The 15,290-nt window shown below is 70.2% G+C and carries 13 protein-coding genes; 5 read left to right on the top strand and 8 right to left on the bottom strand.

The window, feature by feature from the left end; all coding sequences use genetic code 11:
• Positions 1-163 precede the first annotated feature (163 nt).
• From lipA to ACZ3YO_RS00920, 3 genes are all read left to right on the top strand, one after another.
• Positions 164-1,117, top strand: a complete 954-nt coding sequence (gene lipA, locus ACZ3YO_RS00930) for a lipoyl synthase (protein WP_396319463.1) — start codon at positions 164-166, stop codon at positions 1,115-1,117.
• A 184-nt stretch (positions 1,118-1,301) separates the two neighbouring features.
• Positions 1,302-1,487, top strand: a complete 186-nt coding sequence (locus tag ACZ3YO_RS00925; RefSeq protein ID WP_396319464.1) for a hypothetical protein — start codon at positions 1,302-1,304, stop codon at positions 1,485-1,487.
• A gap of 140 nt (positions 1,488-1,627) precedes the next feature.
• A complete protein-coding gene (locus ACZ3YO_RS00920) occupies positions 1,628-2,326 on the top strand; it encodes a DUF4191 domain-containing protein (RefSeq protein ID WP_396319465.1) in 699 nt (232 codons plus the stop codon).
• 192 nt (positions 2,327-2,518) lie between these two features.
• Here ACZ3YO_RS00920 and ACZ3YO_RS00915 read toward each other — a convergent pair whose 3' ends face one another.
• The gene (locus ACZ3YO_RS00915) at positions 2,519-2,986 is read right to left on the bottom strand and encodes an RDD family protein (RefSeq protein ID WP_396319466.1); all 468 of its coding nucleotides are present in this window, start codon (positions 2,984-2,986) and stop codon (positions 2,519-2,521) included.
• Positions 2,987-3,240: 254 nt separating this feature from the next.
• Between ACZ3YO_RS00915 and glnA the strand changes: the two genes are divergently transcribed.
• Positions 3,241-4,653: a type I glutamate--ammonia ligase gene (gene glnA, locus ACZ3YO_RS00910; protein ID WP_465563139.1), complete on the top strand. Its 1,413-nt coding sequence runs from the start codon at positions 3,241-3,243 to the stop codon at positions 4,651-4,653.
• 663 nt (positions 4,654-5,316) lie between these two features.
• Here the strand turns inward: glnA and ACZ3YO_RS00905 are convergent.
• The 5 genes from ACZ3YO_RS00905 to ACZ3YO_RS00885 are packed head-to-tail and all read right to left on the bottom strand — an operon-like array spanning position 5,317 to position 11,353.
• Positions 5,317-5,667, bottom strand: a complete 351-nt coding sequence (locus ACZ3YO_RS00905) for a DoxX family protein (RefSeq protein ID WP_465563137.1) — start codon at positions 5,665-5,667, stop codon at positions 5,317-5,319.
• Entirely contained in the window at positions 5,664-7,634 is a 1,971-nt protein-coding gene (locus tag ACZ3YO_RS00900) for an acetoacetate--CoA ligase (RefSeq protein WP_465563134.1), read from the bottom strand. The genes ACZ3YO_RS00905 and ACZ3YO_RS00900 overlap by 4 nt, the downstream gene beginning before the upstream one ends.
• Positions 7,631-9,220, bottom strand: coding sequence for a bifunctional 3-(3-hydroxy-phenyl)propionate/3-hydroxycinnamic acid hydroxylase MhpA (gene mhpA, locus ACZ3YO_RS00895; protein ID WP_465563132.1), 1,590 nt, complete (start codon positions 9,218-9,220; stop codon positions 7,631-7,633). Before mhpA ends, ACZ3YO_RS00900 begins: the two co-directional genes overlap by 4 nt.
• A 20-nt stretch (positions 9,221-9,240) precedes the next feature.
• Positions 9,241-10,179, bottom strand: a complete 939-nt coding sequence (locus ACZ3YO_RS00890) for a fumarylacetoacetate hydrolase family protein (RefSeq protein WP_465563129.1) — start codon at positions 10,177-10,179, stop codon at positions 9,241-9,243.
• Positions 10,180-10,207: 28 nt separating this feature from the next.
• Positions 10,208-11,353: a VOC family protein gene (locus ACZ3YO_RS00885; protein WP_465563127.1), complete on the bottom strand. Its 1,146-nt coding sequence runs from the start codon at positions 11,351-11,353 to the stop codon at positions 10,208-10,210.
• 286 nt (positions 11,354-11,639) lie between these two features.
• Between ACZ3YO_RS00885 and ACZ3YO_RS00880 the strand changes: the two genes are divergently transcribed.
• The gene (locus tag ACZ3YO_RS00880) at positions 11,640-13,250 is read left to right on the top strand and encodes an MFS transporter (protein ID WP_465563125.1); all 1,611 of its coding nucleotides are present in this window, start codon (positions 11,640-11,642) and stop codon (positions 13,248-13,250) included.
• 191 nt (positions 13,251-13,441) lie between these two features.
• Here ACZ3YO_RS00880 and ACZ3YO_RS00875 read toward each other — a convergent pair whose 3' ends face one another.
• Together ACZ3YO_RS00875 and ACZ3YO_RS00870 are read right to left on the bottom strand one after the other, a co-directional pair.
• Entirely contained in the window at positions 13,442-14,080 is a 639-nt protein-coding gene (locus ACZ3YO_RS00875) for a TetR/AcrR family transcriptional regulator (protein WP_465563123.1), read from the bottom strand.
• On the bottom strand, positions 14,080-15,279 hold the full coding sequence (locus tag ACZ3YO_RS00870; RefSeq protein ID WP_465563120.1) for a catalase family protein: 1,200 nt from the start codon (positions 15,277-15,279) through the stop codon (positions 14,080-14,082). Before ACZ3YO_RS00870 ends, ACZ3YO_RS00875 begins: the two co-directional genes overlap by 1 nt.
• Positions 15,280-15,290 lie beyond the last annotated feature (11 nt).

Genomic DNA, 15,290 nt, shown 5'->3' with positions numbered 1-15,290 from the left:
TCCGGGAAATCGACCCGGCAAAGCCGGGAATCCGCCCGGAAGGTCCGGGGAATCTACCCGCCGGTAGCGATGTTGCCCTGCGATTGCGGGCCACCGGCCCGGCGAAGGCCGTACAAGCACAGGCGTACCCTGGGGGTACCCCGTCTAGTTCTAGGAGTCGCACGTGTCCGCTGTCGCACCCGACGGCAGGAAGCTGCTCCGCCTGGAGGTCCGCAACAGCGAGACCCCCATCGAGCGGAAGCCCGAGTGGATCAAGACCCGCGCGAAGATGGGCCCGGAGTACAACGCCCTCCAGTCGCTGGTGAAGAAGGAGGGGCTGCACACGGTCTGCCAGGAGGCCGGCTGCCCCAACATCTTCGAGTGCTGGGAGGACCGCGAGGCGACCTTCCTCATCGGCGGTGACCAGTGCACCCGCCGCTGCGACTTCTGTCAGATCGACACCGGCAAGCCCGCCGAGTTCGACCGCGACGAGCCGCGCCGCGTCGCCGAGTCCATCGTCACCATGGACCTCAACTACGCCACCATCACCGGCGTCGCCCGCGACGACCTGGAGGACGGCGGCGCCTGGCTGTACGCCGAGACGGTGCGGCAGGTGCACGCGATGACGGCCGGGCGCGAGGCCGGCCGCACCGGCGTCGAGCTGCTGATCCCCGACTTCAACGCGGTGCCCGAGCAGCTGGCCGAGGTCTTCTCGTCCCGCCCGGAGGTGCTGGCGCACAACGTCGAGACGGTCCCGCGGATCTTCAAGCGGATCCGGCCCGCGTTCCGCTACGAGCGCTCCCTGGACGTCATCACCCAGGCCCGCGCGGCCGGGCTGGTCACCAAGTCCAACCTGATCCTGGGCATGGGCGAGACCCGCGAGGAGGTCAGCCAGGCGCTGGCCGACCTGGTCGGGGCCGGCTGCGAGCTGATCACCATCACCCAGTACCTGCGCCCCTCGGTGCGCCACCACCCGGTGGAGCGCTGGGTGAAGCCGCACGAGTTCGTCGAGCTCCAGCAGGAGGCCGAGGAGCTGGGCTTCGCCGGCGTCATGTCCGGCCCGCTGGTGCGCTCCTCGTACCGCGCCGGACGGCTGTACCGGCAGGCGCTGGAGCGCCGCGAGCAGGCGTCGGTCTGACCGGCCGGAGACTTCTGGCCACCGAAGGGCGGAGCCTCGGCTCCGCCCTTCGGGTTCTTCGGGTTCATCAGGCTTTGACTGCCAGGTCACGGTCTGGTAACACGGGGTGGTGACAATGGGACCGTTCGAATCATTTCCGCCACGGACCCTGTCACCGGGTCCGTCACGAGGGGAGCTGTTCGACATGCAGGTCGGCATCCGGTCGGTGGGCACCGCGCTGCGACTGGCCGAGAGCGTGCTACTGGCGGGCGGCCAGCGACAGGCCCGCCGCAACGCCTGGGCGGCGGTCTGCGAGAACCGCCGGTACGCGGCGGACCGCGAGCGCGACGCGCGGCCCGGCGGCGCCGTCGCCGAGTCCGCGCACGGCTAGCGGGCTCCGCCCGGCGGCTGCGCACCGCCCCTCGGAACCCCCGCATTCGTACCCGTACGGAGTCGCGCGGGTTCACCCGAGTCACGGTTGGGGACGAACGGGTACCCGGGCTTGGATATCCCGTACCCACGGCACGTACCATGAGCGTTATGGCGAGGGAAACATCCGAAAACCCCGGGCGGCTGAAGCAGATCCGCCAGGCGTACACCATGACCAAGAAGGTCGACACCAAGATCGGCCTGATCATCGCCGGCGTCGGCCTGCTGACCTTCGGCGTGTTCCTCGCCATCGGCTTCGCAATCGACCACCCCATCTACCTGGGCATCCTGGGCTTCATCGTGGCCTTCCTGGCCATGGCGATCGTCTTCGGGCGCCGGGCCGAACGCGCCGCGTTCGGACAGATGGAGGGGCAGCCGGGGGCCGTGGCGGCCGTGCTGAACAACATCCGGCGAGGCTGGAGCGCCAGCTCCACCCCGGTCGCGGTGACCCGTAGCCAGGACGCGGTCTACCGCGCCGTGGGCCGGGCCGGCATCGCGCTGATCGGCGAGGGCAACCCGAACCGGGTGCGCCAGCTGCTGGCCTCGGAGAAGAAGAAGATGGCGCGGGTCGTCGGCGACGTGCCGGTGCACGACATCGTGGTGGGCAACGGCGAGGGCGAGATTCCGCTCAAGAAGCTGCAGATCCACCTGATGCGTCTGCCGCGCGCCATCACCCCGGCCCAGGTCACCGAGACCAACGACCGGCTGCGCGCCCTGGGCGACCTGCTCTCGAAGGCGCCGATCCCCAAGGGCCCGATGCCCAAGGGTGCCCGGATGCCCAAGGGCGGCCAGGCCCGCTGACCCACCCCTCCCCATTCGCACGAAACGGCCCCGCCGCGGAAGCTCCGCGGCGGGGCCGTTCGACGTTCTCGAGACCTGCTTCCGGGCACCTGCCCGATGTCCGGACACCGGCCCGGCCTCGGATCCGGGATTCGGGACTCGAACCTCGGCCCCGGGATCCGGGCCTCGGAACCGAGGCCCCAGGGCCGGACCTCAGATCCGCACCTCGGCGGTGCCGACCGCCTTGTCGTGCAGGCCGCGGGTGTCGCGGTCCCAGACCAGGGCCGGCACCAGCAGGCAGAGCAGCAGCGTGCGCAGCAGCACCTGGGGGATGGTGGCGCGGCTGCCGTCCAGGCGCACCACCCGCAGGCCGAACAGCCGCTTGCCGACGGTCGTCCCCGTGGTGGCGAGCAGCAGCGCGGTGACGGCGAAGAAGAGCGGGGTGGTCCACATGTTGGCCGAGCCCGGGGAGCCCTTGGCGATCAGCCCGTAGGCGACCAGGGAGACCAGCCAGCCGTCGACGAAGAGCGCGCCCAGCCGGCGGCCCGGACCGGCGATCGAGCCGGTGCCCTCCTTGGGGAGTCCGAGGCGCTCGCCGCGGTGGCCGAAGTCGGTGCCCATCTTCTCGGCGGCCGCCTTCGGGCCGTCGATCCACGATCCCAACGCTTCTCTGGTGTCCACGAATCCACACTAACCGGGCGGACGGTCCGGGCCTGCACCGGCTCCCCCGGAGGGTGAATCGCGTCTTCCGGCACTTCCCAACTGGTCCAGACCACTCAGGCGGCCCGACCAGGGCGGGCGAAGCGTTTTGCCCCGGAGCGTACGACTTTGCCGCCCGTTCAACGACGGCGGTTAACATTCAGGAAACGACCGGGTCACCGGTTGGAAACGGGCCATTCCTAGGGTGAGCCCCATTCGCACGCCGAGGAGGATGGATGTTCAACAACGCCGCCGAAGTGAAGCAGTTCATTCAGGACAACGATGTGAAGTTCATCGACGTCCGGTTCTGTGATCTCCCGGGCGTCATGCAGCACTTCTCCGTGCCTGCGGCGACCTTCGACCCGTCCGAGACCCTGATGTTCGACGGTTCGTCGATCCGCGGCTTCCAGGCCATCCACGAGTCCGACATGGCACTCGTCCCGGACCTGGCCACGGCCCGGCTCGACCCGTTCCGCAAGGAGAAGCACCTCAACATCAACTTCTTCATCCAGGACCCGGTCACCGGCGAGGCCTACAGCCGCGACCCGCGCAACGTCGCCAAGAAGGCGGAGGCCTACCTGGCCTCCTCCGGCATCGCCGACACCGCGTTCTTCGGTCCCGAGGCCGAGTTCTACGTCTTCGACTCGGTCCGCTTCGACACCAGCGCCAACGCGTCGTACTACCACATCGACTCCGAGGCCGGTGCCTGGAACACCGGCTCCGCCGAGGGCGACGCCCGCGGCTACAAGGTCAAGTACAAGGGCGGTTACTTCCCGATCCCGCCGGTCGACCACTTCGCCGACCTGCGCGCCGAGATGTCCCTGGAGCTGGCCTCGGCCGGCCTGGAGGTCGAGCGCCAGCACCACGAGGTGGGCACGGCCGGCCAGGCGGAGATCAACTACAAGTTCAACACCCTGCTGCACGCCGCCGACGACCTGATGCTGTTCAAGTACATCATCAAGAACGTCGCCTGGCGTAACGGCAAGACCGCCACCTTCATGCCGAAGCCGATCTTCGGCGACAACGGCTCGGGCATGCACGTCCACCAGTCGCTGTGGACGGAGGGCTCGCCGCTCTTCTACGACGAGCAGGGCTACGCCGGGCTCTCCGACACCGCCCGCTACTACATCGGCGGGCTGCTCAAGCACGCCCCGTCGCTGCTGGCGTTCACCAACCCGTCGGTGAACTCCTACCACCGCCTGGTCCCGGGCTTCGAGGCACCGGTCAACCTCGTCTACTCGCAGCGCAACCGCTCGGCCGCGATCCGCATCCCGATCACCGGCTCCAACGCCAAGGCCAAGCGCATCGAGTTCCGCGCACCGGACCCGTCGTCCAACCCGTACCTGGCCTTCGCCGCGATGCTGATGGCCGGCCTCGACGGCATCAAGAACAAGATCGAGCCGCTGGAGCCGGTCGACAAGGACCTCTACGAGCTGGCCCCCGAGGAGCACGCCAACGTACCCCAGGTGCCGTCCTCGCTCCCGGCCGTCCTGGAGGCCCTGGAGGCCGACCACGAGTACCTGCTCGCGGGCAACGTCTTCACGCCCGACCTGATCGAGACCTGGATCGACTTCAAGCGCACCAACGAGATCGCCCCGATCGCCCTGCGCCCGCACCCGCACGAGTTCGAGCTGTACTACGACCTGTAGGAGTGCCTCTGACCTGCGAAAACGCAGTGTGATCTCTCATCGTTTCCGCAGGTCAGACGCCCTTCCGACCTGCGGAAACGCTGTCTTCGAACCCGCCGTCGGCCGTCCGACGGCTCGCGATGTGAAATGGGGGTGAAACGGAGAACGAGCCCGCAGAGCGCCGAGCCCGACAGCTTCTCCCGCGCAGGGCCGACAGGCGGCCCTCGCCGGACGGTAAGTCGACGCCGAGGATCTTGTTGCGCACGCCGAGTTCGAGCTGTACCTCCCAAGCGGCAGCGCTACCACCGACGATCTTCTGCCGCAGAGCCCGAAGGGGCTGAGCGCAACGACGGCGGGAAGACGTCGAGCGGAACGTGCGCCTGCGGAGACCCCGGAACGGCGCCGGCGGCCCCGCCGGAACAGCGGGACGGGCCGCACGCAACCGGGTGGCCAACCGGAACGGACCAAGGCCACTAGGTATCCCGAGGCGACCGTCCGTGTCCCGAAGTCTCCAGTCTCCACCAACACAGCAGCCTCGCCCGATGGTCAGACCTGCCCCAGTCCCAGCAGCCCTCCCAGGACCAACCGACCGGATCAACCTCGGACCCTGGACTTCGAGCGAGTCGACTTGTGCGCCATCACGTGGCGCCAGCTGATGGATCGGCAGAAGAGGTTCACGGGTCGTCAGGTGCCGACGAGCGATAGCCAGGTGTAGGCCAGCGCCGACAGGGCCAGCGCGGCGGCGGGCAGGGCCCGCCGGGGCGGGTCGCCTCGACGCAGGTGCACCGACGCGGCCGCACCCATGAGCAGCGTCAGCCCGATCGAGGCGGTTACCCCGATCGGGGTGAAAGCCAGTCCGAGGAGCAGCCCGCTGGCTCCTGCCACCTCCAGGGTGCCGATGAGGCGGTAGAGGCCGGACGACAGGCCGAGGTGGGCTGCCGCTCGACGCAAGACAGGTGCCCCGGCGATCTTGGCCAGGCCGAGGGGCGGGAAGACCAGGCAGAGCCCAACGACGAGGATGATCTGCGCGGTCATCGTGACGGCCGGTTTCGGCGGGCGGCGCCCAGGCGGGCGTAGTGGTCGAGGAGGTCGGGGGCGTCCACGGCGGCGGGGTTGACGACCTGCTCGGCGGGGGCGCCTTGCAGGAGACGTTTGACGGGGACCTCGAGTTTCTTGCCGGTGCGGGTGTGCGGGATGCCCGGGACTTCGAGGATCTCGTCGGGGACGTGGCGCGGTGAGGCGCCGGTGCGGATCTCCTCCTTGATCTTCTCGCGCATCGCCTCGTCCAGCGTCACTCCTGGCGCCGGGACGACGAACAGCGGCATCCAGTAGCCGCCGTCGGCTTCCTCGGCGCCGATGACCAGGGCTTCTGTGATCTCCGGGAGGCGTTCGACGATGTCGTGGATGTCCGCGCTGCCCACGCGTACGCCGTTGCGGTTCAGGGTGCTGTCGGAGCGGCCGTGGACGATGACCGAGCCGTGGGAGGTGTGGGTGATCCAGTCGCCGTGGCGCCACACTCCGGGGTAGGTGGAGAAGTAGGCGTCGTGGTAGCGGCTGCCGTCGGGGTCGTTCCAGAAGTCGAGCGGCATGGACGGCATGGGCCGGGTGACGACCAGTTCGCCGACCTGGTCGATGACCGGGCAGCCGGTGGTGTCGTAAGCGGCCAGCGCGACACCCAACTGGGGTGCGGACAGTTCCCCGGCCCAGACGGGCGTGTTGGGCGCGCTGCCCGCGAAGCCGGACACCACGTCCGTGCCGCCGCTGATGGAGGCGAGCAGGACGTGGTCGCCGACGTGGTCGCGGACCCAGGGGTAGGCGGAGGCCTGCAGTGCGGAGCCGGTGCAGCCGACGACGCGGATCGACGACAGGTCGTGCGCCGAGGGGTCGATGCCGTACTTGGCCATGCCCAGCAGGTACTGGGGGCTGGTGCCGAAGACGGTGACCCGGTGGCGGGCGGCCAGCTCCCACAGGACGTCGAGCTTGGCGAAGGGGGCCGGGCTGCCGTCGTAGGTGCACGTGGTGGCGCCGGTCAGCAGTGTCGAGGCGACCAGGTTCCACATCATCCAGTGGGTGGTGGTGTACCACAGCAGGCGGTCGCCGGGGCCGAGGTCGGAGTGCAGGGCGAGGGTCTTGAGGTGTTCCAGCAGGACACCGCCGTGGCCGTGGACGATGCCCTTGGGCAGGCCGGTGGTGCCGGAGGAGAACACGACCCAGAGCGGGTGGTCGAAGGGCACCGGCGTGCAGGTGAGTTCCTCGGTGCGGGTGGCGGCGTCCTCCCAGGGGATGGTCAGGGATGGGTAGGCCTGGGGCGTCCAGGGCAGGCCCACGTGGTCCACCAGCACGGTGGCCTTCAACCCCGGCAGCGCGCGGCCGAGTTCGAGGGCGGCGTCGCGGCGGTCGTGGGTGGTGCCGTTGAACAGGTAGCCGTCCGCAGCGATCAGGACGGTGGGTTCGAGCTGGCCGAACCGGTCTGCGGCGGCCTTCGGGGCGTAGTCCTGCCCGCACACCGACCACACCGCGCCGAGGCTCGCGGCGGCGAGGAACGCGACGATGGCGTGCGGGGTGTTGGGCAGGTAGCCGACCACCCGGTCGCCCCGGCTGACGCCCAGGTCGCGCAGGGTGGCGGCGACCGAGGCGACCTGGGCGCGCAGCCGGCCCGCGGTCACTTCGTGCGCGGCCCCGGTCTCGTCGAGGGCGATGATCGCCACGTCGTCGTCTGCCGGGTGGCGCAGGGCGTGGTGGGCATAGTTGAGCGTGGCTCCGGGGAACCAGCGGGCCCCGGGCATCCGCTCCTCGGCCAGCACCTGCTCGTAGCTGGTTTCCGCGTCGACGCGGAAGTACTCCCACACGGCGCCCCAGAAGCCTTCCAGGTCGGTCACCGACCAGTGGTGCAGGGAGGCGTAGTCGGCTCCGTCGCGTCCGACGTGGCGGGCGAAGTCCATGATGCGGCTGCTCGCGACAGCGTGGGGGTCAGGCGTCGTGAAAGGCTCCGGCCGGGTCATCGTGCGGCGCTCCTCAGCAGGCTCTTCGTGGCGGACTGTTGCGGTTGCGGGGGTCGGGGGCTGCGCGTGGTGTGCAGGAGGTGGGCCCAGCCGGCGGTGTCGGTGAAGTCGTGGCCGCCGGCCGGGATCACGTCCATGACGACGCGGTCGGGGCGCAGCAGGACGGCGTCCGCCCGGCCGCCGCGCAGCCAGGCGGCGACGGTTCCGTCGTCGCCGAGGCCGGTCACGGGGATCACCTGGACGCCGAGCGCGTGGGCGAGGGCCTGCAGTGACGGCGAGGGGTCGGCGGCGGTCAGGATGGTGAAGGAGTCGCCGAGGTACTCGTCAAGGCGGACGCGGCGTCCGTCGACGCTGATCGACGGTTGGGGGCAGTGGCGGCCGGCCAGGCCCCCGCGCAGGCGGCGTCGTATCAGGGGCCCGGCGGTCAGGCGCGGGCTGAGGTCGCGTCCGAACGCTGTGGCCAGGCCCGGTATGCGGCAGGCCGTGGCCAGGACGTTTCGGCGCAGTGCGGCGGCGCCGTCCTGGCCGCCGGTCATGGCCCAGCCCATGAGGACGGCGAGCCGTATCAGGTGGCGGGCGTGCGGCTTGCGTTCGCTCTCGTAGGCGTCCAGCAGCCGCTCGTCGCCGCCCTGGCCGAGGACGCGGGCGAGCTTCCAGGTGAGGTTATAGGCGTCCCGGAGCCCCGCGCACAGGCCCTGGCCGATGAACGGCGGGGTGAGGTGGGCGGCGTCGCCGAGGAGGAAGATCCGTCCGCTGCGCCACCGGTCGGCGAGGCGTGCACGGAAGGTGTACTGCGCCTTGCGCAGGACCTCGAAGTCCCCGTCCCAGGACGGCGGCAGCCAGGGCGCGACCAGCTCGCGGACCGGCTCGTCGCTGTCCTGGAGCCGGAACTCCCAGCGGTAGCGGTCCTCGCCGATCCGCATGAACGTGGCCGGGCGGCGCGGGTCGCAGACCTGGTCGACGCCCTCCCAGCAGCGCACGTCGGCGCTCGTGCGGACGTCGACGACGGTCCAGTTCTCTTCGAAGTGGAGGTCCTCCCAGGCCGCGCCGATGGCGGCGCGGGTGAGGCTGTTGGCCCCGTCGCAGCCGAGGACCGCCTCGGCCCACAGGTGGTGCTCCCCGTCCTCGTCGCGGTAGTTCACGCGGACCGGGCCGGTCGGGTCCGCTTCGACGGCGGTGACCTCGACGCCGGCGCGCAGCTCGCACTGCGGGTTGCGGGCGAGGGCGTCGCGCAGCAGTCGTTCCAGCTCGGGCTGGTCGAACATGCTGGTCTGCGGGTAGCCGTGGTGGCCGTGCGGGGTGCGGGGGAACTCAGCCATCACCCGGTGCTGGGCGTCCAGCAGTCGCAGTCCGTTGGCGGGGCGTGCGATTGCGGAGAACTCCTCGCCGACGCCCGCGGCCTGGAGGATCCGGCAGATCTCGTCGTCGGTGGCGACGGCACGCGGGAGGGGGTAGCGGTCCCGGTGTCGTTCCAGGACGACGGTGGGTACTCCGTGCCGGGCGAGCAGCAGGGCTGCGGTGACGCCCACCGGTCCGGCCCCTACGATCACCACGGGCACGGTCGTCCCGTCGGCTTCGACGGTCATGTGCGGCTCACTTCGGTGTGTTAGTTCGCGTCCGTGACGGGAGTTCGCTGCTCGCCGAGGTCGATCCGGCCGTCCGGGGTCGCGATGGTCGCCGTGATCACGTCTCCCGCGTGCAGGTAGTGCGGGTTCTTCGTCTGGGACTTGAAGAACGCCTTCCACTTCACCGCGGGCGGCAGCAGCGCCCCGATCTTCTCCACCGGCTTCGGCGGAGCCTTCAGGGCCGTGCCGCCGGGTGTGCCGGTCAGCAGCAGGTCCCCGGGGTCGAGGGTCTGGAACCGGGCCAGCAGGGTCAGTGCCTGGGCGGGGCGGACGATCACGTCGGCCAGGGTGCGGTCCTGGCGCGGCTCGCCGTTGACGGACAGCCGTAGGCGCAGATCGAGGAGGTGGGCGAAGTCCTCCGGTTCCAGCAGGGCGAGGTGGGGACCGGTCGGGGTGAAGGTGGGGTACGACTTGCTCTCGTAGAACTGGGTCTTGGTCAGCTGGACGTCGCGGGCGCTGACGTCGTTGGTGATGACCAGTCCGGCGACGTAGGACGGCAGGTCGCGCTCCTCGACGACGGCGCCGAGGGGCAGGGGGGCGCCCATGACCAGCCCGAGTTCGATCTCGTAGTCGAGGAACTTCACGTGGGCGGGCCGCACGACGGCGTCGCCGGGGCCGCTGACCGACCCGGAGGCCTTGCGGAAGAAGGCGGGCGGGATCTCGCCGGTGAAGCCCGAATCGCGGGCGTGGCTACGGTAGTTGACCATCTGGGCGACCACCCGGCAGGGAGTGGTGACCGGCGAGAGGACGGCGAGATCCGCGACCGGCGTGCCCGGGTCGTCCGAGCCGGTCGCCTCCCGCACGGCGTCACGGTCGGCGATCAGCTCGGCCGTGGTGGCGGCCTCGGTCTCGACGGGGACGGCCCGATCGCCGCGGACGACCCACCATCCGTCGGCGGTGCGCAGGACATTGGTGCTCATGTCAGTACCTTCGTGAGGGGGTTGGGGCTCAGGACTTGGCGGCCTTGAGCAGGCCGAAAAGGCGTGCCGGGTCCATCTCGTTGTCGCCCCGCAGCGCCTGGATCACGTCGCGGACGCGTTGCGGGGAGGGACTGGCGCCGAGGAAGTCGCGGGTGGCCGCAGGCCCCCACTGGGCCAGGCCGCTGGTGGACATCGGAGCCCAGCCGGGCTCCACGTCGCAGGAGAACAGGTCACCGTCGGCGAAGTGCTCCAGCATGAAGCGGTCCGGGTCGCGCCAGTAGTCGAAGAGCTGGCTGCCCTGGATGTGCCGACCGATCCCCCAGCTGCGCTTGTAGCCGCGCTCGGCGAGGTACTCGCCGCCGGCCGCGATCGAGTCCAGGTCGGTGACCTGATAGGCGGAGTGGACGTAGCCGGTGCCCGGCCCCAGGTGCATCGCCAGGGTGTGGTGGTCGGCCGGCACGCTGCCGAGGTCGCACCGGACGAACGCCATCGTGGGTCCGCGGCCGCGCTGCCCGTCCAGGAACAGGAAGTCGGAGACGATCATCCCGAGCGCGTCCAGGTACCAGTCCAGGGCCCGGCCGAACACCCGTGTCTCCAGGACCACGTGCCCCAGACGCTGGATGCGGGAGGGTTCACGCGGCGGGCGCTGGGTGACGTTCGTGCGACGGTGATCGGTGCCGAAGTTGAGCAGGAGCGGCTGCTGCTCGGGCAGCGCCGGCAGTTCCTCCCCGCAGTGCACGACCCGGACCGGGAAGCCGGAGGGGTCGAGCAGGTCGACCACCTTGCCGCCGCCGGGCACGTCCGCGTCCCGTACGGAGGTGCCCGTGGCGCGGGCCAGCCGGTCCAGGTCGGCCCGCTCGGCGGCGCGGAACGCCGGGCCGATGAAACGGGAGGTCCGGCCGCGCCGGATCACCATGCAGGGCGAGCCGGCGAAGGTGCCCCGCAGCCACAGCTCGCTCTTGCTCCGGGCGGCGATACCGAAGCCGAAGTCGCGGGCGAAGACCCCGGCCCGGTCCAGGTCCGGCTTCTCGAACTCCAGCCAGGCCAGATCGGCGACCTTGATCACGGGATTGCGGGAGCGGCCCGGGTGTTCGCCGCGCAGGGCGCCGTGCTCGCTGTGAAGGTCCTGGTGCGCCGTCTTGACATCGGGCTCGTGGACGCGGGTTTCAGACATGGTGCCCTCCGAGCAACATCGCCGTAATGAGGGAATCATCAACCTTGACAGTATCTTCGTCAAGACGTTCCACGGAGGAAATGATGGATTCATCAGAGTTGTGGACCTCCACGCGCCCAGGCGATCCGAGTCACTATTTGCCCACCCGTGAGCAATCAACTAACCTGCACGTCAGTGGGCAACTAATGGCGCCTGTCGGTGCACAGGCCGACAGCAGCGCTCCTGCCGCTCACGCGATCCGCCACGTCCCGAAGCCCCGCTTCGTCTCCCGTCCGAGGAGCTCCCGATGCCGCCCTTTGCGAAGACCCCTGCCGAGAAACTGACCGAGCCCTATCCGCGGCGCTGGTGGGCTCTGCTGGTGCTCTGCCTGAGCCTGCTGATCGTCGTCATGGCGAACACCTCACTTGTCGTCGCAGCACCGGCTCTGACGAAGGATCTGGGCCTGTCGAGCAGCGACCTTCAGTGGGTCATCGACGGCTACACCGTCCCTTACGCCGCGCTGATGCTGCTGCTCGGTGCGATCGGCGACAAGTACAGCCGCCGAGGCGCGCTGATCCTGGGGTTGCTGATCTTCGCCGGCGGTTCGGTGCTGGGCGGACTCGTCCACCAGACCGACCTGGTCATCACCGCTCGCGCGATCATGGGCGTCGGTGCTGCCGTGGTCATGCCCTCGACCCTCTCCTTGCTGGTCGCGATCTTCCCCCGGGCCGAACGGGCCAAGGCCATCACGGCCTGGAGCGCGACGTCCGGCCTCGCCATCGCCGCCGGACCGCTGGCCGCCGGGTGGCTGCTGCAGCACCACGCCTGGGGCTCCACCTTCTTGATGAACGTGCCCGTCGCGGTCCTCGGCGTCGTCGGCGCGGCACTCCTGGTCCCGGCCTCGAAGGCGGAACGAATGGGCGCCATCGACTACGTCGGCGGGCTTCTGTCGGTCGTCTCTGTCGGCAGCCTGGTCTACGCGACCATCGAGGGCCCGCACTTCGGTTGGGGTCCGGGCCCGATCGGTGCGGCCATCGCGGCCGGTGCGGGCCTGCTGGCCTTCGTCGTCTGGGAGCTGCACCACGCCAACCCCCTGCTGGACGTGCGCAAGTTCAAGGAGCGTCCCTTCAGCGGGTCGATGCTCGCGGTGCTCTTCTTCTTCTTCGGCACCTTCGGGTCGATCTACTACTCCACCCAGTTCCTGCAGTTCGTCCTTGGCTACGACGCGCTGGAGACCGGTGTCCGGCTGCTGCCGCTGGCGGGAGCCGTGTTCGTCGGCGCCGCGGTCACTGCCAAGCTCGCTCCCAGGCTGGGCGTGAAGCTGACGGTGGGCACCGGCATGATCGTCGGCACTGCGGGCGTCTTCCTCCTCACGAGGGTCGAGGCCGGCTCCACGTACCCCGACTTCCTGGCGCCTCTGCTGCTGCTCGGCTTCGCCATCGGCCTGAGCCTTGCTCCGGCCACGGACACCATCATGGGCTCGTTCCCCGAATCCGAGCTCGGCGTGGCCGGCGGGGCCAACGACACCGCCCTGGAGCTCGGCTGCTCACTCGGAATCGCGATCCTCGGCTCGCTGCTGGCCGCGTCCTACAAGGACAAGCTGACCGCCCTGGTCGGCGGCCAGCTTCCGCCCGCAGCGATGGACACCGCCAGGGACTCGGTGGGCGGCGGCGTCGCGGTCGCCGAGCACGCCGCGCAGATGCCCGAGGGCGGCACCCAGCAGGCTCAGGCCCTGCTCCAGGCCGTGCACGAGTCCTTCGCCCACGCCATCGCCCACACCAGTCTCATCGGCGGCGTCATCATGGCTGCCGGCGCCCTGATCGTCATCGCCGTTCTGCCCGGCCGCAGGAGCGCCTCGCAGCCTCCCCGCGATCTTCAGGTCACGACGCCGGAGGACGAGACCGTGGGCGCTGTCTGAGTCCTCGGCGCCAACGCGGCCGATACCGGACAAAGGTCGGCCTTCTCGACGGGGAGGACGCGGCCTGCGCGGGTGGCCAGGATGGACGGCGCTGGACTGGAGAACAGTCCAGCGCCGTCCTCTTGCCGTTCCGGCAGGCCCGCGCGGCCGGGCCCCGGTCCGGCTCCCGCACTGGCAGTCCGGGCTGCGGCTCAACCGTTGGCCGCGGCGTCCGGGGCCGTGGCCTCGGCGACCGTGACTCGGGCTTGTCCCTCCGGCACACCGGCCGCGATGAGCATGGTGACAGCCACCTTGGTGCCGTCGTCCTGAAGCGCGCCCATGTTGACCTGTTCCAGCAAGGCGACGGTCATCGCCTCCAGGGCGGCGCCGAGTACCGCGGGCGGAAGGTGGGGCTGGAAGACACCGTCGCGCTGGCCCCGTTCCACGATGGTCGTGATCCTGACGCGGGCGGGCCCGAGGATCTCGGTGACCCGTTCCACGCCCAGATCCCGTTGGGCGAGCGCGAGCAGCATCCTGTAGCGGTCACCCACGGGCCACATCGCCAACGAGAAACGGGCGAGCGCCCGGTCAGCCGGTTCCGGCGCCTCGGGCACGCCTGCCACGGCGCCCTGAATGGCCTCGGCGGCCTCCTCGGCCAGCGCTTCCAGGAGGGCCGCCCGGCCGGGAAAGTGCCCGAAGAGCGTGCGCCTGACGACTCCGGAGGCGCGGGCCAGGTCCTCCAGGGTGGTGTCGGGGTTGCGCCCCAGCTCCTGACGGGCCGTGGCCAGGATCCGCTCGCGGTTCGACCGTGCGTTGCGTCGTTGCGGCACACGGCCCACGGGCTGCGGCACTAAGGCACCTCTGGAAAGCCGGACGGGAAACGGACACCGTCATTCTGGCACGCGAGCCGCGGTACGGTCCGCGGCGAGAGCCGCGGACCGTACCGGGTGATCAGGCGGGAATCTCCTTGATGTCGGTCGGCTCCTGCGGCTCGACGCCGTTGAAGCGATGACGGAAGTCGCTGGAGGCGGGATAGGCGGCGCGACGCGACCGCATGATGGAGCCCAACGGCCGGTGTGCCTCCAGGGCATGCCACGGGCTGAAGGACAGGACGTCGTCGGCGTAGCGTCGGCGGGCGTCGCTGTAGGCGTCCTGAGCCGGCAGGTCCAGCACCGCAACGATCTCGTGGGGTGACAGTTCCTCCGGCCACAGGACCGACGCGTCCTCCACGGGCATTGCGTTCGACATCCGTGCACAGCTGGGCGCGGATCTCGTACAGGGCGTCGCCCCGCGCGAAGAAGTCGACGACGAGGTCGCGCAGCGCCGATTCGCCGGCCTTCCTCTCGATGTGACGGCCGGTGAGGGCCTTGACGTTGGCCGACCGGGGTGACGCGGAGATCTTCGCGACGTGGTCGCCGTAGCGCAGCGCCGCCATCGAATGGAAGGTCTCGCCGAGGATGTGGTCGTTGGCGGCGGCCAGGGTTTCGACAGCCGGCGGCAGCGGTCGTCCGGCGCGGGAGAGCGCCTTGGCCGCGGTCCGCGCGGCCAAGCCCGTGAGCTGCAGTTGCTGGTTGCTCTGGCGGGGCTGTTTCTCCAGCAGGCCTTGGAGTTTGGCGTACTCGGCGATGCTGCCGAACGGCAGCGTGGGATGGTTCACGAGCAGGAAGTCCTGTGTGGTGAAGCCGTCGTCCAGGGCACGGGGGCCGGGTGCCCCGATCACTTTGATCGCCATGCCGCGCTGCACCGGTACCTGGTCGGAGCGAAGGCCGCCCGGGGCTGAGGAGAAGCGCACGACCACCGGATAAGTGGCCGGCTCGGCGAACAGGCCCTGGGCAAGATGGGCGGGCAGGTCGGGCTGGACGCGCAGCTCGCCGACCAGGACACCGTGGCTCTTGGCGTGGGCGTCGCGCAGGCCGTGGCGGTGTTTGTCGGCGACCTGCTGGTTGGCCTTGCCCATGGCTTCGACGACCTGGCGGACGAGCTCCTCCTCGTCGGGGAGGAACTGCTCGACATCGGAGTGGTAGCGGACGTAGGAACGGGCTGTGGTCATCAATACCTCCG

This window comes from Kitasatospora sp. NPDC022785 (genome assembly GCF_055561295.1).
The sequence above is the reverse complement of the archived record's forward strand: the minus strand, read 5'-3'. Positions and strand labels throughout refer to the sequence as shown.